Consider the following 17,430-nt stretch of genomic DNA (forward strand, 5'->3'; position numbering starts at 1 on the left):
GTTGGTGCTGCAAAATGAGATTCAGACCGCGAATAAAATAAACTTACTTATTACTAAATGTGAAAACTGTTTTTATTAAATTTAGAATGATTTCAATTTAGAGTATACTCTTTTATTTAGAAAATTCAAATGTTTCCGTTCATTTCTCATCAAAAGATGTATACTTTTCTTGAAAAAATCAGAAAACGAATGAAACTTCTCATAATCGGAAAAAATATCGTGCTAAAAATGACGATTTCGACCGATAAAAAAACGAATTCAGCTGAGCTGATTGTCAAAATTATTCTCGTCTATCTTAAGATTCCTTCTCATTCCTGCTTTGGATAATCCATGTACTTATATACTTTTTTTATTTTATCTTGCTTTATTTTAGTGATTTTTTCTTCCGAGAAACACTTGATCGCTCCTTGCTTTTCCAGCTCTTCGATCATTGCAGTCAGCTGGTAAAATTCAGTCAACATTTGCTCTTCGTTCGATTCATCCACTCTAGAAGGATGGTGGTCTTTAAAACCAAAACGAATTGCTTTTGATAACGCTTGTTGAACTTCGGCACATTCTTCCATTGCAACTAAAGCTAAGTACTCATTTTTTTTCATTTACTCACCTCTTTCTTAAGTCTTGTTTCGAAAATAGTCTTGATACATCTGTACAGCTTCTTCTTTGAACACACCACTCACCACTTGTGGACGATTTGGGCTCTTTAAAAAAAGTTCTTCACTACCGATCATGATATTAAAACCTGCTATCGTCGCCAACTCATCATGAGAGAAACGATATACCATCCGACCTAAACGACTCCAAACGTAACTTTTTCTACCCAACCAAAGTATAACATGTCTAACAAAAAAAGTGTGAAACAAAACGAAAAATCCGCTTTGTTTCACACTTTAAAATCAATAAACACTGGAAGCAGAGGCAACCACTACATTGTGCTTCGATCACCTCAGCTAACACTTACAGTTTCACTGCTGTTCAAGGAACAAAGTGAAGCTAGTAAAATTCTAAGTACCAAAGTGTCAAGAATTTAAGGCTTCTGTCCCAACCTCTTCAAACTGATTACTGCAATTTCTGGGATGCAGAGAATCATTCCCTAAGCAAACTTAGCAGCAAATTCACTGAATTGTTTACCCACACTTGCCAAGAAATCTTTTGTTCCTTCATTATTAGGTTCAAGATTTTCATCAAATAATTTATCTGATTGACCGATGTACACTTCTGGTTGCTGCATTGTCGGCATATCTAAGAAGACCAATGATTGACGTAAAACGTGGTTAGCTAACACTCCAGAAATTCCTGAAATCGATTGTGATGCTACTAACGCTGGTTTACCACCCCAAACGCTTTGACCCCAAGGTCTTGAAGCAACATCCAGCGCATTTTTCAATGCTGCTGTAATACTTCTATTGTGTTCTGGCGTTACAAAGATAAATGCATCTTGAGCCGCTACAGCATTTCTAAATGTTGTATATGCTTCTGGAGAATTTTCATCATAATCTTGGTTGTATAATGGTAAATCTTTGATGTTCAAAAATGTTACTTCTGCATCTGCGGGAAGTCCTTTCACAATCGCTTTAGCCACTGCTTCTGAGTATGAATTCTTTCTAGTTGATCCTACAATTACACCATATTTTGTCATAAGTCTATTCCTCCAAATACTTACTAAAAGTAAGTTTATTTTATATACTGAGTATACCCCCAGTTTCAAAAAAATTCAAGCATAAAAATTTAAATAACGAAATTATTTTTAACTTTTAGATCAAGTATACTCATTAGCAGTTTATATAGCGTATGATCACCTATATAAATAACAACAGTTATTTTTTGATTTATTTTTTTATCTACCTACTTAAGAAAAAAAGACAACAAACATCCATTTTTGAATGTCTGTTGTCTATTCTATTACCTACCATTTAATCAGCTAAGGAATAAAGAGCCGCACTTTCAGCATGGATCTTTGTAGTATCGAATAGCTTGACCTTGGTATCTTCCTGCTTGATCAGCAAGCCTATCTCTGTGCAGCCTAAAATAACTCCTTGGGCTCCTTGCTCTGCTAACTGATCGATGATCGTCACATAACGTTCTTTAGACTCTTTTCTGATTTTTCCTAAGCATAATTCTTCATAAATCACTTGATTAACAAATTCAACATCATCCTTAGTAGGAACCATGACTTCTATCCCATGTTCGATCAATTTTTCCTTATAGAAATCCTGTGTCATCGTATATTTAGTTCCCAATAAAGCAATCTTGCTGATTTTATCCTTTTCGATCACTTTTCTTGTTTCCTCTGCAATATGTAAAAGTGGGATCGAAATGACTTGTTCGATCATTGGAGCAACTTTATGCATTGTATTCGTACAAATGACGATACAATCTGCTCCGGCATTTTCCAGCCTTTTAGCTTCACGAGCCAAAAGATTTCCACTTGTCTGCCAATCTCCTATTGCCTGAAGATGCTCGATCTCCGCAAAATCTACACTAGATATCAGACACTTTGCTGAATGCAGTCCACCTAATTTTTTTGAGATGATTTGATTGATTGCTTCATAATAGCTGACCGTACTCTCCCAGCTCATTCCACCTAATAAACCAATGATTTTCATTCTCTATTCTCCATTCTTTTTAGAATCAATCGATCCTTCCATTCATTGGATGATCTTCATTAAATTGAACTAAGTCCCATAAATTGCCATATAAATCCTTGAATACTGCCACAGTTCCATAATCTGCTTGCTTAGGTTCTCGAACAAATTCGATTCCTTTTTCAAGCATCTTTTGATAATCTCTTAAAAAATCATCCGTGCCTAAAAATAGAAAAACTCTACCACCTGACTGATTTCCGATAAACTCCTTTTGAATTGGCTTTGAGGCTTTTGCTAATAAAATAGTCGTCCCTCTTGAGCCTTTTGGTGACACAACGACCCATCTTTTGTCTTGTTCGGACTGATAGGTATCTTCGATTAAAATAAAATCTAGATGCTTTGTATAAAAATCGATCGCTGCATCATAATCCTCGACAACTAATGCAATATGTACAATCGCTTGTTTCATTTTTCTACTCCAATCTACTCTTTTGAGTCTAGCTGTTTAATAATCACCTAGCAAAAAAATCAAAAATAGACACCCAGCAAGCATTAGCGCAACTAATAAAAAATTCACTAATTGTTGTTTTTTTCCACCGACATAATCTGGTGATTCATGTTTATAGGTTGGGTTAACACTTTTGATATTGTAATCTAAGCTACTTCTAGAAAAAACATCCGATGGCAGCATGAACAAGAGCATGACTGCATATACACCACCTATGATATATAATGCGTGAACCTTTATAAAAAAACTAATAACAAAACCAATCAACACCGGTATCGCTATCAACAAAAAAGAAAACAATACTCTTTTCCTATTCATAAAAAAACCCCTTTTCATTTATGACATTCTTTCTCAACATTTTAAATCCTTTTAATAATCCATTATATCATTAAATTTTTCTCCACGTAATATTCGTTTTCTCTAATTTATAGCTATTACCGTAACAAACTGATTTTTGTATTTTACTTCTAACTTACCCTAGTTAAAAAAAGCAAAATAAATTATAATTATGATATAAAAAAAAAGGATGGTTATTAAAAAATGAAAAAGTTTGTTTGTCTTCTTTTAACATGCTTCATCTTTCTTGCTGGAAGTCCTAAAGTAGAAGCCACGACAGTGGAATCAAGTGAATCTTCCAGTGAACCAAGCTTTACTGCTGAGCAGTCAACTACAATAGAAAGTACGACGCAAGAATCAGATACAACTGCTACTACAGAAAAAGAGGCTATCCAGTTGCATTTTTCAATGCTTTTTGGGGAAAGCTGGACGACCTCAATTGATGAACAACAGCCGCTTTTAGGAATAAAAGCAAGCCTTTCCGATCAACATTTGCAAACGATACCAAACGGAATCACTTATGCACTCGAAACGACTGATGGAAAACAACTGAAAGCAGCTAATGGAGAGACACTGCATTTCAAAGAACATACACTTAAAAATATCTCCTTCACTCTTTCCAATGAACTAGCAGAGAATTATACGATCAAGTATCGTGTTTATTCTGATGAAGAACAATGGTCAGAATGGAAAAACGACGGTCAGCTGGCTGAAAAAAGCGACCAAGCAACGCATATAAAAACGATCGATGCTCTTTTAGAAAAAAAACAAGAGAACCAAACCCAGACGTCCACTTCAGAAACAGAAGAAACACCGGTCGAACCAGAAAGAGTTCCTTCCATCTTCTATGAAAGCCATATCAAAGATCTCGGCTGGCAAGCACCTGTAAAAGATGGCGCCATTTCTGGTACAACAGGAAAAAAACTACGACTAGAAGGGATAAAAATCACTCTTGAACCCTCAGAACTTTCTGGTGGAATTTCTTATAGAACACATGTAAAAGACATCGGCTGGCAAAATTATGTGACAGATGGAGTTATGGCGGGAACAACAGGAAAAAAACTGCAAATAGAGGCTATCCAAATGAAGTTAACTGGTGAATATGCTGAAAAATTCGATGTGTACTATCAAGCTCATTCAGCTCAATTCGGTTGGCTGGACTGGGCAAAAAATGATCAAATCGCTGGAACTACAGGCTTTTCATTTGATATGCAGGCCATTCGAATCAAACTTGTTCCTAAAGATGGAACAGCTCCTGGGGCCACGGATCATCCAGTTATGGTTGCACCCAAGCTCAATTATCAAACACATGTCCAAAAAATTGGTTGGCAAAACTATGTAAAAAATGGCACTACTTCAGGGACAACAGGTCAGAATTTATCAATCGAAGCATTGAGAGTCAAACTTGAGCAACCTGCGTTAAGCGGCGGAGTTTCTTATAGAGCGCACGTGAAAGACATCGGCTGGCAAAGCTATGTGAATAATGGACTGACTGCAGGGACAACGGGAAAAAAATTACAAGTGGAAGCCGTTCAATTGAAACTGACTGGTGAGTATGCTGAAAAATTTGATATCTATTATCAAGTTCATGCAGCAAATTTTGGATGGCTGGATTGGGCAAAAAATAATCAAATTGCTGGCACTACAGGCTTTTCATTTGGTATCCAAGCCATTCGAATCAAACTTGTTGTCAAAGGTCAGGCAGCGCCTGGAGCAGTGAAGAAACCTGTAATCAAAACGCCTAAATTAATGACCCAAGCTCATGTAGGAGGCATTGGTTGGCAGCCTGCTGATACCAGCGGAAAAATTGTTGGTACAACAGGGAAAAAACGCCAATTGGAAGCTCTTAAGTTTAGTATCCCAAACTCCGATTTAAGCGGATCGATCCAATATAACAGTCATATTAAAAATATTGGCTGGCAAGGATTCGTTGCTAATGGTGCTCTTTCTGGAACTACAGGTAGAAACCTTCAGGTCGAGGCTGTTCAACTTCGTCTAACTGGTGACTTAAAAAAATATTATGATATTTATTACCGAGCCCATGTGCAATCGTTTGGTTGGCTAGGCTGGACGAAAAATGGTGAAAAAGCCGGCACTTCTGCTTACGGTTATCGCATGGAAGCACTTGAAGTGAAACTTATCCAAAAGGGAAAATACACTCCTCCACTTTCAAAAAGCTACCAGCAAAATGATTATGCAGATAAACTAAAAAAAGTACAGCATTTATTGAATACAAAATACAACAGCAGCAGCTTAGGTATTTATGTTATGCCGGCTAACGGAACAGGTTCTGCTTCCATCAATCCCAACACTGAGTTTGTTGCAGCAAGCACAGGAAAACTCCCAGGCATTTACTATACACAGAAAAAATTGAATTCTGGTGCAATGAAATTATCACAGCCGCTACTTTACACCCCACAAGTGAATTCATTCAGCGGTGCTTATTCTCCTGCCGGAGCCGGTATCATGCCTAAATATGCTGACTACCAATTCTATACTGTTCAAACAGTACTTAGAAATACAATAAAATATTCCGATAATGTTGGTGCTAATTTCTTAGGTTATTATTCAGCGAATCAATATGATAAACCTTTCCTGAACGAAATAAACGCCCTTACCGGTAGAAACTGGACTAGCTGGACATTAAGGGCTAGCGCTAAACAAAACGCGCAACTGATCCAAGCCATTTACAAACTCGGCGGGGTTGCCAACCAATATTTACAAGATACTGTCTATGATGATCAAAGAATCCCTAAATATTTACCTGTGAAAGTCGGACATAAAATTGGTGATGTAGATGACTATCGCCACGATGTTGCGATCGTCTATGCAAAGAAACCGTATATTCTTAGTGTAATGACAAAAAACTATGTCTCTTATGAAACGATCTCGATTCTCTCAAAAGACATTTATGACATCATGAAATAACTCTCAGCGATGTAAAATCAGCAACTATAAGAAGAAACTAAGGCAAAAGTATTTAGCTCTGAGAACCAAGTGAAGTACGCATGTGCAACATTGTTTATCTGAGATGAGTCTCTGATGAAAAAGCATCAACTCATTCCTCGTCATATTTTATGGCATTTTCAATTTGTTTCCGAAAGAGCTATTTTCTTCTCGCTGTATATTCAGGATCAGAGCCCAACACAAAACTAATTTGTAGTTTTGTGTTGGGCTCTTCTTTTTTTATTCTACAAAACAAATGCAGCAGTTGCCTACCCTGTTACTTTTCGCTCAACGATTTGATAATACACTTTAGACGTTTGCCAATACATCAGCAAATAAAGAAAGAAAAAGCTAAATACTGTGAGGAAGCAAACCAGCATGAAGAACTTCCAGTCAGTCAATCCAAATAGAACTAATAATTTTCGCATCAGCGGGAAAGCAAAAGCTAAGTGCAGCGCCGCTAAACCAATCGGGAAAAAGAAAACCATCAATATCTGACTACGAATCGTCTGCTGCACCTCTTGATGACTCATCCCCACACGCTGCATGATATCGTAACGACCTTGATCCTCTGTTCCTTCTGACACTTGCTTATAGTAGATGATGACTCCTGCTGCCAATGTAAAGGTTAGACCAAAAATGATCCCCATAAAAAGAAAGCCGCCAACGAACGAAAGAGAATCTTCTCTGTCTAAGTCGATTGAAGAAAAATCAAGCTCTGTTGATTGCTGATTTAATAATTCTCGTGCAGCAGTTCCGAATGCTAAACGATTTTCTTTACTTCCTTCAAGATTTGCATAAAGAGAATAGCTTACACCTTTTGCACTTTTTTCAGGTAACGAACTGATCAATGCTGCGATCTGTTCTTTGTCTTTGAAAATCATAAAAAACGTATCGACCAACCCATAATCACTTTGCTGTAAAAAATCGATCTTATCGATCTGTTTCTTGATCTTATATGTGTGATCTGCAATAGAGATCGATGCTTTTTTATAGGTTCCTGTCAACATATAGACAGCAATTTCATTATCTGATAAAGCTATTTGTTCCCCCGTTAATCGATTATATTCTTCCTCAGTGATGAAGGTGAACATGGCCGAATCAACGAATGCTGTCTCCCCCATTTCACCAACAAATCCTTCATAGATGCCTGTTGCTTTCTTAGACAATAGTACACTATTATCTACCTGCAATAATTTATTGTCATGCAATTTAACATCCTGTTCCTCTGCTAGATGGACAAGTTCATTATTGATACTTTCCATCTGTTCTTTAGTGAATTGTTGACCACTTGCCCCTATCGTCATATCAAATGGATTACGATTTTGCAATACATTTTCCATACCAAAATATAAGCTTGCTGTCGTCGCTATCGTCACCAGCACCATCGTACAAAGAATACAAATACTTGCTAGACCAGCCGCATTTTGTTTCATTCGGTAAATCATACTTGAGACGGAAATGAAATGATTCGGTCGATAATAGTAGCGTTTGTTTTTTTTCAAGCTTTTCAAAATTGCAATACTGCTTGCCGTAAATAATGCATAAGTTCCAATAATGACAAGAACCACTGCAATAAAAAAGAGATAGATCGCACTGATCGGAGATTGGATCGTTACAGATATATAGTAACCACTTCCTACACATAGGAGTCCGATGATAGCTGTTAACACTTTCGTTTTAGGTTCTTTTTCCCCAGATTTTGAGCCTTGAAGCAGTTCAATTGGATTAGCTAAACGCAGCTGTATGACATTCCACGAGAAAAGCAGAATATAAATGATAAAAAACAACCCAATGACATAGAGGATACTTTGGAACGAAAAATCATAGATAAACTGCTCGCCGAGTTGGGTCATTTTTTTTAATGCCAAAAAACAGAATTTAGCAAATATAGACCCAATGATCGTACCACAGACAATAGTAATAAAATAAGATAAAACCGTTTCACAAAATAGCATATGTCGTAACTCTTTTTTGCCCATACCTAAAATATTATACAGTCCGAGTTCTTTTTTCCGTTGCTTCAGCAAGAAACTATTCGTGTATAGAGAAAAAATGATCGTAAAAATCAAAATCACATACTGCCCAAAGCCAAAAAGCTGTTTCGCTGATTCAGTTGATGGTAAAGTATTCATCCCTTTGTTTTTTACTAAAACCTGTAAAATCACATTAATTACAACTAAAAAAACCATTGAGAGTAAAAAAGGGAGATAGATTTTTCGATTTTTTTTCAAATTGGTCAACGCTAGATCAACATAGAACATCCTCAGACCTCCTTCGTTAATAATGCCGTCATCGTTTCCGAGATCATCGTTAAAAATTGATCATTCGTTTGATGCCCACGGTGCAGCTGGTTGAATACCTGACCATCTTTAATAAACAAAATTCGATTGGCATGACTTGCTGCGACAGAACTATGAGTAACCATCAAAATGGTTTGCCCATCATCATTCAGCTGCTGAAACATCGCTAATAATTGAGCGGAAGTTTTCGAATCTAGTGCGCCGGTCGGTTCATCCGCTAAAATAATATCTGGACTGGTAATGATCGCTCTAGCCGCTGCAACTCGCTGTTTTTGCCCGCCTGACAGTTCATAAGGATATTTATCCAGTAAACCAACCAGGCCTAGCTTAGCTGCTAAAGGCGCTATCCGCTTTTCCATCTCAGCAACCGAGACCTTTGCCAAAACTAAAGGTAAAAAGATATTGTCCCGTGCTATAAAAGTATCCAGCAAATTGAAATCTTGAAAGACAAAACCTAGGTGATCTCTACGAAAGGCCGCTGAATCCTTCTCTTTAATAGCTGAAAGACTACTTCCATTCAATAATATTTCTCCAGAGGTCGGTTTGTCTAAGGTGGCTAGGAGATTTAAAAGCGTACTTTTCCCAGAGCCAGATTCGCCCATGATCGCTACGTATTCTCCTTTCTCAACAGAAAAATTGATCTGCTTCAACGCTTCCACCTGATTACCGCCAAACCTTGTCTGGTAGGTCTTTTTTATATTTTTGACATCCAATAACTTCATTCGCCATTTCCTCCTGTTCATTACTTATATCTATCATAATGCAGGGCAAAAAAAGATACTACTTACAGATAAAAAACCAAACTTACGATATGGTAAGTTTGGTTTTATTATTCAACTTGAAACTGCTCCTGTGGAAAACGGATAAAAACTTTCGTTCCATTACCGATCTCAGATTCGATCGTTAAGACTAATCCAATTTTTTGAGCGATCTGTTCACTCATATAAAGTCCTAGCCCTGTCGCTTTTTGATGTTCCCGTCCATTAAATCCTGTATATCCTTGTTCAAAAACACGGGGTAGATCTTCTGCTAAGATGCCAATACCAGTGTCTTCAATCACTAAAGACTCACCTTCAAAATAAATTCTGATTTCTCCTTGATTTGGAGTATACTTGATCGCGTTGAACAAAATTTGCTCAAGGATAAAGGTAAACCACTTTTCATCACTGATCACCTTTTTTAGGTTTGAAGCTATCGTGATCGTTAAGTTTTTTTGAATAAAAAAGCTGGCATATTTCTTTACAGTCAAATGGATCAAGTGATCTAGATCAAGTGTTTTTATAACTAAATCATTATTTACATGATTCATTCTTAAATACTGCAACATCATATTCAAATATTCTTCGATCTTAAACAGTTCAGCCTTCATTGTTGAAGAAGGCTCAGGTTGAGCCTGAACAAGAAGATCCAATGCGGCAAGCGGTGTTTTGATTTGATGGCTCCACATACTATAATAATCGATCAATTGGTTGTTTAATTCTTCACTAGTTACTTCCACTTTTTCCTTTTGTGCAACAGCGGTCAAAAAAAGGTCACGATAATCGGCTTCAAGTAAGGACCGACTGCCTTTAGGCAATAAAGAAAGTTGACTGGAATGGAAGTTTGGATTTTTTTTCATACGTAATAATTCTCTATGCACACGACGATAATGAAAAAAACGGCCGATGGAAACAAGAACTAAACAAACAAAGGTAAACGCCGCTCCGTCAAAAAATGGTTCTAAAGGAATTTCCCAAAGATAAAACGTGCATAAAAAAATCAGACATAAGAGTAGATACCCGCCATAAAGTAAAATACGCTCTTTTAGAAAAGATCGAAACAACTGAAGTTCGTCGAAAAATTTACTCATCGGTATCCTCCAATAAATAGCCTTTGTTTTTTACCGTTTGGATCGCTTTATCCAAGCCGATAGCTGATAATTTCTTTCTTAAGCGAGTCATATTGACAGCTAATGTATTGCTATCGACAAACTCATCGCCCTCCCAGAGCTTTTCCATGATGTCTTCACGAGGAACGATTTTACCGACATGCTGAAATAACAATAATAATATTTTACTTTCGTTTGGTGTGAGTAAAACGGACTCATTGCGCCGTTTGACAACATTTTCCTGCGGATTTAGTTCATATTCTGTATAGTGATACTCCTGTTGATGTTGACCAAACTGATAGCTACGACGGAGTAAAGCCTGGATTTTCGCCACTAAAACAGAAAGATCAAATGGCTTAGGAATAAAATCATCTCCACCAAGATTCATTGCCATGACCATATTCATATTATCATTAGCAGATGAAAGAAAAACAATTGGGACCTCTGAATCTTTACGAATTTCCTGACACCAATAAAAACCATTATAAAACGGCAATGAAATATCAAGCAAAACAAGATCTGCTTCAAACGCTTGAATCTCTTGATCGACATGCTGAAAATCCACTACACTGCAACAACTAAAGCCCCATTGAGTCAAATGCTCTTCCAGCACTTTTGTGATCACTGGATCATCTTCAACAATGAATATTTTCTGATTCATACCTATCCTCCATAATTCTTCTATCCATTTCTATTCCCTATTTTAGCATTATTTCCTATTAATAAAAAATCAGTCTCAGGCCGGGGGCTTTTCCTTGCTCTTTCTGTCATACTTAAGATATCAAATGAAATTCAGGAGGTATATAATGAAAATAAATGGGGCTGCACTTGTTGGGTTATTATTTTTAGATTTGATTTTAGTTGGATTTGGTATTGCGTTGATTGCACTTATTTTCTCTTTGTGGGTCGTCGTCTACTCTTTTATCGCTTCACCGTTTTTAGTCATTGGTGCACATTTCCTGCAGTTACAGGAATTCACGCTTTGGCGCATCGTTTTAGGAGCGATCCTTGCAGCGCTTAGCTTTACTGTGATTTTACCTTTTGCAAAAACTGCTACCAGCAAAGTGAAAGCATTGTTTATCCAGTATTTTGCTTTTCATCAACAAAGTTTGTATAAATAAGCTTTTAAAAAAATAGGCCTAGAGATCGTTCTTAGAACTTTTCTCTAGGTCTATTTTTATTGGTTAATCATTATTTTGCATCGCAGCTTTTAGCGCTTGAGCTAATGCACTTTCTTCTGGTTCTTCTTTTTGAGCATATTTTTTCATTAGTTTTCGTTCTTCATGTTTGCTCAATTTTTTACTGCGTTCTTTTTTGTCTTGCATTTTTTCAGTGATCGAGCAATATTTGCATTTGAAATAGGCACCATTTTTTCCTTCGATGATCTCCATTTTACGATGACATTGAGAGCAACGATGATTCGATACCTTAGGATCTTTTCTTCTGCGGTAGTTACACTCTTGATTGGTACACACATAAATTTTTCCATCTTTGGTGTTTTTCTCGCGTAAATTTGAACCACAGTCTGGACATTTCTTTTGTGTGATCGAAAAGTCCTGATATTTGCTTTCACTTTGTTTGATTTCACTGACAAGCTTTTTCGTATCTTGCTCGATTTCTTTTAAGAAAGCGGTACTGCTTTGCTTGCCTTTAGCGATCGCTTCAAGTTCTTTTTCCCATTTTTCTGTTAGCTCAGGCGTTACCAACGATGGATTGACTAGCTCAAGTAGTTGTTTTCCTTTTGAAGAAACCATCAAGCCGCTTGTTGTACGCTCCATCAATTCAGATTTGATCAGCTTTTCAATGATTTCAGCGCGAGTCGCTGGTGTTCCCAAGCTATGTTTTTCCATCAATCCTAGTAAGGTTCCTTCTGTCAACGGTTTTGGCGGACTCGTTAATTCTTTATTGATCGTAAAATTCGGCGGAATGACCATATCCAGCTTCCAATCAACAGATGGTACAGTTTCTTCTTTTTCTTGCTTCCAGCCTGCTTCTTCTACTTTGTTTTGACGGAAAATAAATTGTTCTTTGCCAAAACTCACGGTTATTTTTGTTTGTTTTGTTCGGTGCGGTTCTGCGAACATTCCTAGAAAGCGTGTAACGATCATGTTGTAGATTTTTTGTTCATCGCCACTCAACTTCTCATAGCGCGGCCGTTGCTCTGTCGGGATCAAAGCATGGTGATCTGTAACTTTCTCATTTTGAAAGACTTTCGTCAATTTGACCTGAGCGCCATTTTTGATATATGTTTTCACTTCTGGTGCAAAATCGCTGACTGCCTGCAGTCGTTCTTTCATCGTCGCTTTCATATCTGTGGTCAAGTATTTACTGTCTGTTCTTGGATAAGTGACGATTTTATGAAATTCATATAGGCTTTGAACAAGGGACAATGTTTTTTTGGCTGAAAATTGATAACGTTGGTTCGCTTCTCGTTGGATTTCTGTTAAATCATAAGGCAATGGCGCTTGTTCTATCTTACTTTTTTCTTGGATATCTGTTACTTTCCCTTTGGTTTCACTAAGCTTTTTAACAAATGCTTCTACGTCATTTCGCTCTTTGAAACTGTAAGGATTACTTTGTACTAATTTTGCTTTTTCTTTTTGCACATGTAGGTCTACAGAAAAATAAGCTTGCGGACGGAAACTTTCGATTTTCTTTTCTTGTTGCCGTACTAACGATAATGTTGGTGTTTGAACACGTCCTGCTGACAAACTGTCCTGATATTTAACAGTCAATGCTCTTGTCACATTTAAACCGACTAACCAGTCTGCTTTGGCACGAGCTAGTGCAGAGTAATATAAATTGTCATACTCTTTAGCAGGCCGCAATTTCTTGAAACCGTCTTTGATCGCTTTGTCTGTTTGAGAAGAGATCCATAGTCTTTTGACTGGTTTATTGAAATGAACATACTCCAAGATCCAGCGTGCAACAAGTTCTCCTTCACGTCCAGCATCCGTTGCGATCACGGCTTCAGATACATCTTTGCGATTCGCTAATTGTTTGATCGCTTTTAATTGATGGCCTGTTTTAGGCAAAGGCTTGATCCCTAGATTTTTTGGCACCATCGGCAAAGTTTCCATTTGCCAGCTTTGCCATTCTTTATTGATATCTTCCGGCATTTTTAATCCTAATAAATGACCTAACGCCCAAGTCACGATGACAGTCGGTCCTTCATAATAGCTTTTATTTTTTTGATTTGCTCCTAGAACTTTACTCAAATCTTTGGCAACACTAGGTTTTTCAGCAATGATCAGTTGTTTATTCGCCATTTTTTTCACTCACTTTTCTTTGACTTTTATATAGATGTCCGTTTAATTTTAAATTTCGATGCCTTCATTTTAACATATTCTTTTCCACCATTGCGATCTTCGGAAATCTTTTTATTGAAATGTTACGAATAAAGCTCTATACTTACTATTAGTAAGTATAAAAAAGGAGAAACTATGATCACAATTGAATTTTTTCACGACGTTATTTGCAGTTTTTGTTTTCCCATGTCTTATCGAATGAGACAAGTTCAAAAGAGCCTTCCCGATATAAAAATCATTCACCGTTCCTTTGCCCTCGCTTGGGAGCCTGAACATCTTGCTCAAATGTTTGGTTCTAGAGAGCAAGCGAAGCAGGAAATCCTCTCACATTGGACCCATGCTAATCAAAATGACGAGCTGCACCGCTTTAATATTAAAGGAATGGAGCAAAAAGACTTTCTTTTCCCAACTTCAAAAAACGGGTTGATCGCTGCTAAAGCTGCGGGCGTGATTGCAGGTCAGGAAGGCTACTGGGAACTTTTCGATGCGTTACAACATGCGCTATTTGTTGAAAATCAAAATATTGAAGATCTGTCCGTCATTTCTGCTCTCGTTCAAGCAAGCTCTTTAGATTTTGAACAATGGCAAAAAGCATTTGATGATCCTGCCACACTCGCTTTAGTTGACGCTGATTTTCAATTAGCCGATCAGTATCAACTATCGGGTGTTCCGGCATTGATCGTTAATGGAAAGTATCTGATAAATGGTGCTCAGCCGCTTGAGCAGATCATTCAGGCGATCCAAACGATCAAAGAAAAAGAAAGTCCTATCATTGAGCTCGTAGACACTGACCAGTCCGCTGGTGCTTCTTGTAATATGGAAGATGGTAAATGGGTCTGCGATTGATCAAAAAAAGAGCCCAAAACAAAACTAGTTTTTAGTTTTGTTTTGGGCTCTACTTCTGAATAAAAGACGAGAGAAAGCGACTTATTTCCTAGAATTAAACGCTTTTTATCTCAGCTTCACTTTTAGACTAAACTTGTTTTACAGCACTTTGGTTTTGCACAATCATTATGACGTTCATGAAAATCATCGCCGCTTTCAAACGTAACAGCCTGATGATCTTTTAACAAAGCTAATCCTCTGTACTGCTGTAAATCTTCATCACACTCTTCACACCAACGCTCATCACCGTCATTCCAAAACGCCGCCAAATAATTTACTTTAGTATTTATGTATTCATGAGTTGATGAAAGTTCTTGCCATTTTTTTATGTAGTAACGTTCTGCGTCTTCAAGACAGTCAAAGCTTTTCTCTTCTTCAATATCTTCCTGCCAGTCTTCAAAAAACCACCACGGTTCATTATCACCGTACATGGTAATTACTTGGTACATCCGTTAATCACTCCAATTCTTTCTACAAGTGCTATTCTAGTCACTTAAAAGAAATCTTTCAACTTAAGTGCTTGTGAAATGTTTTTTGTTTAAACGCTCATTTTTCATTTTACCATAAGTCAAAGGAGAATAACGTCAAATTTTTCCTTTTTATCTAATTGCAGACGGAAAAGGCTTTTGCTAAAATAGGAATACTATGGAAAGGATCGTTTATCATGAAAAAACCTGTATTTTGGAATTCAATTGGCCTCTATCTACTTCTTTACAATAATATTTTGATCATTATTAGTCTGATCATGGCGTTGAAAGCTGTTGTTGAAGGGGATGGAACCTTTGGAGCAGATGTTTGGTATCAAATTTTAGTGTTCATCGTTTATATCATCGTGATCGCTGGTCTTTTGACTGGCGGAAAAAAAGGGTATATCTTGGCTTGCTTATTTATTCCTTTTATCTTTTTGATTTATTTTTATCCGCCGATCATGGTGCGGATTTTCCCAAAAATGGTTATGTTAGCTTTTCGTGTAGCTGAATTCGGTTCAATTGTTTATTTGATCGTATCCCCGGAATCTAGAGCCTATTTTCGTAATAGCAACAGTCAGGATGGGACAAACTCCAAGAAATAAGCGGAAATTATTTCTGCTTCCACCGTTTATTCGTTTTAAAAAGAACTGGGTCGTAACTCTACGAGTTACGACCCAGTTTCGCTCTAAAACTTGATAAAAGTGGTCAAAAGTCTGGTTCTTCGACAATTTTTCAAAAGGCAATCATTACAAAAAACGTATTATTTTTCTTTTGCTTCAATTGCTCAAACCTTAACGACTTTTGTCTCAACCTACTATATATATTGTAGAACTTTTTCTTCTTGATACGCTTGGTCGATCAGACCGCCGCCAAGGCATTCCATACCATCATAAAAGACAACGGCTTGTCCAGGTGTGATTGCACGAACTGGCTCTGAAAAAATGACTTTCGCTGTGGTCCCATCACCAGTTAAAACAACTTTGACTGGTACATCTTGTTGACGATAACGGAATTTCGCTGTACATTCAAATTCTTTCGGCATATCCGTATCAACGGTAAAATGAATTTCACTTGCATCTAAATGAGTCGCGTACAAGCGTTCATGATGGAAGCCTTGACCAACATACAATGTATTCGTTTCAAGATCTTTACCGATCACAAACCATGGTTCTTGTGAGCCTTTACCCCCACCGATTCCTAGCCCTTGGCGTTGACCGATCGTATAATACATCAAACCATCGTGTTGGCCTTTGATCTCACCATCTAATGTAACCATGTTTCCTTTTTTAGCTGGCAGATAGTTACTTAAAAATTGTTTGAAGTTTTTTTCTCCGATAAAGCATACACCGGTTGAATCTTTTTTCTTGGCTGTAGCAAGATCAGCTCTTTCAGCGATCGCACGGACTTCTGATTTTTCCATGCCGCCTAACGGAAACATTGTTTTAGAAAGTTGTGCTTGAGACAGTTGACTCAAGAAATAGGTTTGATCTTTATTATTATCGACACCACGAAGCATACGTACCGTGCCGTCTTCTTTACGTTCGACTTGAGCATAGTGACCTGTTGCCACATAATCTGCTCCTAATTGCATTGCATAATCCAAAAATGCTTTGAATTTGATTTCTTTATTGCACATCACATCCGGATTCGGTGTGCGGCCGCGGCGATATTCCGCTAAAAAGTATTCAAACACTCGATCCCAATATTCCTTTTCAAAGTTGACTGAATAATAAGGAATACCAATTTGATCGGCAACTTTTGCTACATCTTTGTAGTCTTCTGTTGCTGTACATACACCATTTTCGTCTGTGTCATCCCAATTTTTCATAAAGATGCCCACGACATCATAGCCCTGCTCTTTTAAAAGCAACGCTGTAACAGATGAATCTACACCGCCGCTCATGCCTACAACAACACGAGTTTTGCTGTTATCTGTCATTTGATCACCATCATTTCAATTTAGATTCTGAAATCATCCACGATTTGAAGGTCGTAACTTTTCAGTGATACTTATTATACTAGGATTTTGAAAGATGTAAAGGTATTGAGCGATTCTTCTCATTTAATTAAGAAATCATCGGATAGCAAAAAAACAGAGCCCTGAACAAAACTGTTTTCTAGTTTTGTCCAAAACTCTGTTTTTTAATACACGGTGACCAATAGTCAGATTCTCCAGTAATTTCGCAACCACCAACAGAAGCTAAGCGACTTTTGACTCATCCTCT

17 protein-coding genes are annotated in these 17,430 nt (G+C 37.3%); 4 read left to right on the top strand and 13 right to left on the bottom strand.

Annotated elements, in window-relative coordinates; translation table 11 throughout:
* Window positions 1-308 precede the first annotated feature (308 nt).
* The 6 genes from IGI58_RS02680 to IGI58_RS02705 all read right to left on the bottom strand — a co-directional run bounded on the left by IGI58_RS02680 (window position 309) and on the right by IGI58_RS02705 (window position 3,408).
* The gene (locus tag IGI58_RS02680) at window positions 309-596 is read right to left on the bottom strand and encodes a hypothetical protein (protein WP_087641180.1); all 288 of its coding nucleotides are present in this window, start codon (window positions 594-596) and stop codon (window positions 309-311) included.
* 15 nt (window positions 597-611) lie between these two features.
* Window positions 612-782: a hypothetical protein gene (locus IGI58_RS02685; RefSeq protein WP_429954550.1), complete on the bottom strand. Its 171-nt coding sequence runs from the start codon at window positions 780-782 to the stop codon at window positions 612-614.
* Window positions 783-1,090: 308 nt separating this feature from the next.
* Window positions 1,091-1,636 carry an NADPH-dependent FMN reductase gene (locus IGI58_RS02690; RefSeq protein WP_087641179.1) on the bottom strand — a complete coding sequence of 182 codons (546 nt, stop codon included), beginning with the start codon at window positions 1,634-1,636 and terminating at the stop codon, window positions 1,091-1,093.
* 274 nt (window positions 1,637-1,910) lie between these two features.
* Window positions 1,911-2,603, bottom strand: a complete 693-nt coding sequence (locus IGI58_RS02695) for an aspartate/glutamate racemase family protein (RefSeq protein WP_429954549.1) — start codon at window positions 2,601-2,603, stop codon at window positions 1,911-1,913.
* A 25-nt stretch (window positions 2,604-2,628) separates the two neighbouring features.
* Window positions 2,629-3,051: a VOC family protein gene (locus IGI58_RS02700; RefSeq protein ID WP_429954548.1), complete on the bottom strand. Its 423-nt coding sequence runs from the start codon at window positions 3,049-3,051 to the stop codon at window positions 2,629-2,631.
* Window positions 3,052-3,087: 36 nt separating this feature from the next.
* Window positions 3,088-3,408, bottom strand: a complete 321-nt coding sequence (locus tag IGI58_RS02705) for a hypothetical protein (RefSeq protein ID WP_429954547.1) — start codon at window positions 3,406-3,408, stop codon at window positions 3,088-3,090.
* A 222-nt stretch (window positions 3,409-3,630) separates the two neighbouring features.
* Here IGI58_RS02705 and IGI58_RS02710 point away from each other — a divergent pair, with 222 nt between their 5' ends.
* Window positions 3,631-6,354, top strand: a complete 2,724-nt coding sequence (locus IGI58_RS02710) for a serine hydrolase (protein WP_429954546.1) — start codon at window positions 3,631-3,633, stop codon at window positions 6,352-6,354.
* A 287-nt stretch (window positions 6,355-6,641) separates the two neighbouring features.
* On the opposite strand, the gene IGI58_RS02715 is transcribed toward IGI58_RS02710, so the two are convergent.
* The 4 genes from IGI58_RS02715 to IGI58_RS02730 all read right to left on the bottom strand — a co-directional run bounded on the left by IGI58_RS02715 (window position 6,642) and on the right by IGI58_RS02730 (window position 11,203).
* Complete coding sequence (locus IGI58_RS02715; protein WP_429954545.1) at window positions 6,642-8,636, bottom strand: ABC transporter permease; 1,995 nt, start codon at window positions 8,634-8,636, stop codon at window positions 6,642-6,644.
* 2 nt (window positions 8,637-8,638) lie between these two features.
* A complete protein-coding gene (locus IGI58_RS02720) occupies window positions 8,639-9,397 on the bottom strand; it encodes an ABC transporter ATP-binding protein (RefSeq protein ID WP_429954544.1) in 759 nt (252 codons plus the stop codon).
* Between the two features lie 107 nt (window positions 9,398-9,504).
* The gene (locus IGI58_RS02725) at window positions 9,505-10,524 is read right to left on the bottom strand and encodes a sensor histidine kinase (RefSeq protein WP_429954543.1); all 1,020 of its coding nucleotides are present in this window, start codon (window positions 10,522-10,524) and stop codon (window positions 9,505-9,507) included.
* The gene (locus IGI58_RS02730; protein WP_429954542.1) at window positions 10,517-11,203 is read right to left on the bottom strand and encodes a response regulator transcription factor; all 687 of its coding nucleotides are present in this window, start codon (window positions 11,201-11,203) and stop codon (window positions 10,517-10,519) included. Before IGI58_RS02730 ends, IGI58_RS02725 begins: the two co-directional genes overlap by 8 nt.
* Window positions 11,204-11,348: 145 nt before the next feature.
* Between IGI58_RS02730 and IGI58_RS02735 the strand changes: the two genes are divergently transcribed.
* Window positions 11,349-11,663, top strand: coding sequence for a hypothetical protein (locus tag IGI58_RS02735; RefSeq protein ID WP_087641171.1), 315 nt, complete (start codon window positions 11,349-11,351; stop codon window positions 11,661-11,663).
* A 63-nt stretch (window positions 11,664-11,726) separates the two neighbouring features.
* Here IGI58_RS02735 and IGI58_RS02740 read toward each other — a convergent pair whose 3' ends face one another.
* Window positions 11,727-13,811 (bottom strand): DNA topoisomerase III, encoded by a 2,085-nt coding sequence (locus tag IGI58_RS02740; protein WP_429954541.1) that lies wholly within the window; start codon window positions 13,809-13,811, stop codon window positions 11,727-11,729.
* Between the two features lie 174 nt (window positions 13,812-13,985).
* Here IGI58_RS02740 and IGI58_RS02745 point away from each other — a divergent pair, with 174 nt between their 5' ends.
* Window positions 13,986-14,696 carry a DsbA family oxidoreductase gene (locus tag IGI58_RS02745; RefSeq protein WP_429954540.1) on the top strand — a complete coding sequence of 237 codons (711 nt, stop codon included), beginning with the start codon at window positions 13,986-13,988 and terminating at the stop codon, window positions 14,694-14,696.
* Window positions 14,697-14,818: 122 nt separating this feature from the next.
* Here IGI58_RS02745 and IGI58_RS02750 read toward each other — a convergent pair whose 3' ends face one another.
* Entirely contained in the window at window positions 14,819-15,184 is a 366-nt protein-coding gene (locus tag IGI58_RS02750; protein WP_087641168.1) for a DUF1033 family protein, read from the bottom strand.
* Window positions 15,185-15,399: 215 nt separating this feature from the next.
* Here IGI58_RS02750 and IGI58_RS02755 point away from each other — a divergent pair, with 215 nt between their 5' ends.
* Window positions 15,400-15,807 (top strand): hypothetical protein, encoded by a 408-nt coding sequence (locus IGI58_RS02755; RefSeq protein ID WP_429954539.1) that lies wholly within the window; start codon window positions 15,400-15,402, stop codon window positions 15,805-15,807.
* A 212-nt stretch (window positions 15,808-16,019) separates the two neighbouring features.
* Here IGI58_RS02755 and mnmA read toward each other — a convergent pair whose 3' ends face one another.
* Window positions 16,020-17,144 carry a tRNA 2-thiouridine(34) synthase MnmA gene (gene mnmA, locus IGI58_RS02760; RefSeq protein ID WP_225534234.1) on the bottom strand — a complete coding sequence of 375 codons (1,125 nt, stop codon included), beginning with the start codon at window positions 17,142-17,144 and terminating at the stop codon, window positions 16,020-16,022.
* Window positions 17,145-17,430 lie beyond the last annotated feature (286 nt).

Origin of the sequence: Enterococcus sp. AZ020, from assembly GCF_050499205.1 — a bacterium.
Taxonomy (GTDB): Bacteria; Bacillota; Bacilli; order Lactobacillales; family Enterococcaceae; genus Enterococcus_L; species Enterococcus_L dunnyi.

Coding starts and splice junctions, on each gene's coding strand:
- IGI58_RS02725 (WP_429954543.1), bottom strand. CDS start 10,524: ATGAGTAAATTTTTCGACGAACTTCAGTTGTTTCGATCTTTTCTAAAA.
- IGI58_RS02715 (WP_429954545.1), bottom strand. CDS start 8,636: ATGTTCTATGTTGATCTAGCGTTGACCAATTTGAAAAAAAATCGAAAA.
- IGI58_RS02705 (WP_429954547.1), bottom strand. CDS start 3,408: ATGAATAGGAAAAGAGTATTGTTTTCTTTTTTGTTGATAGCGATACCG.
- IGI58_RS02740 (WP_429954541.1), bottom strand. CDS start 13,811: ATGGCGAATAAACAACTGATCATTGCTGAAAAACCTAGTGTTGCCAAA.
- IGI58_RS02745 (WP_429954540.1), top strand. CDS start 13,986: ATGATCACAATTGAATTTTTTCACGACGTTATTTGCAGTTTTTGTTTT.
- IGI58_RS02710 (WP_429954546.1), top strand. CDS start 3,631: ATGAAAAAGTTTGTTTGTCTTCTTTTAACATGCTTCATCTTTCTTGCT.
- IGI58_RS02690 (WP_087641179.1), bottom strand. CDS start 1,636: ATGACAAAATATGGTGTAATTGTAGGATCAACTAGAAAGAATTCATAC.
- IGI58_RS02755 (WP_429954539.1), top strand. CDS start 15,400: ATGAAAAAACCTGTATTTTGGAATTCAATTGGCCTCTATCTACTTCTT.
- IGI58_RS02685 (WP_429954550.1), bottom strand. CDS start 782: ATGGTATATCGTTTCTCTCATGATGAGTTGGCGACGATAGCAGGTTTT.
- IGI58_RS02695 (WP_429954549.1), bottom strand. CDS start 2,603: ATGAAAATCATTGGTTTATTAGGTGGAATGAGCTGGGAGAGTACGGTC.
- IGI58_RS02750 (WP_087641168.1), bottom strand. CDS start 15,184: ATGTACCAAGTAATTACCATGTACGGTGATAATGAACCGTGGTGGTTT.
- IGI58_RS02735 (WP_087641171.1), top strand. CDS start 11,349: ATGAAAATAAATGGGGCTGCACTTGTTGGGTTATTATTTTTAGATTTG.
- IGI58_RS02730 (WP_429954542.1), bottom strand. CDS start 11,203: ATGAATCAGAAAATATTCATTGTTGAAGATGATCCAGTGATCACAAAA.
- IGI58_RS02680 (WP_087641180.1), bottom strand. CDS start 596: ATGAAAAAAAATGAGTACTTAGCTTTAGTTGCAATGGAAGAATGTGCC.
- mnmA (WP_225534234.1), bottom strand. CDS start 17,144: ATGACAGATAACAGCAAAACTCGTGTTGTTGTAGGCATGAGCGGCGGT.
- IGI58_RS02720 (WP_429954544.1), bottom strand. CDS start 9,397: ATGAAGTTATTGGATGTCAAAAATATAAAAAAGACCTACCAGACAAGG.
- IGI58_RS02700 (WP_429954548.1), bottom strand. CDS start 3,051: ATGAAACAAGCGATTGTACATATTGCATTAGTTGTCGAGGATTATGAT.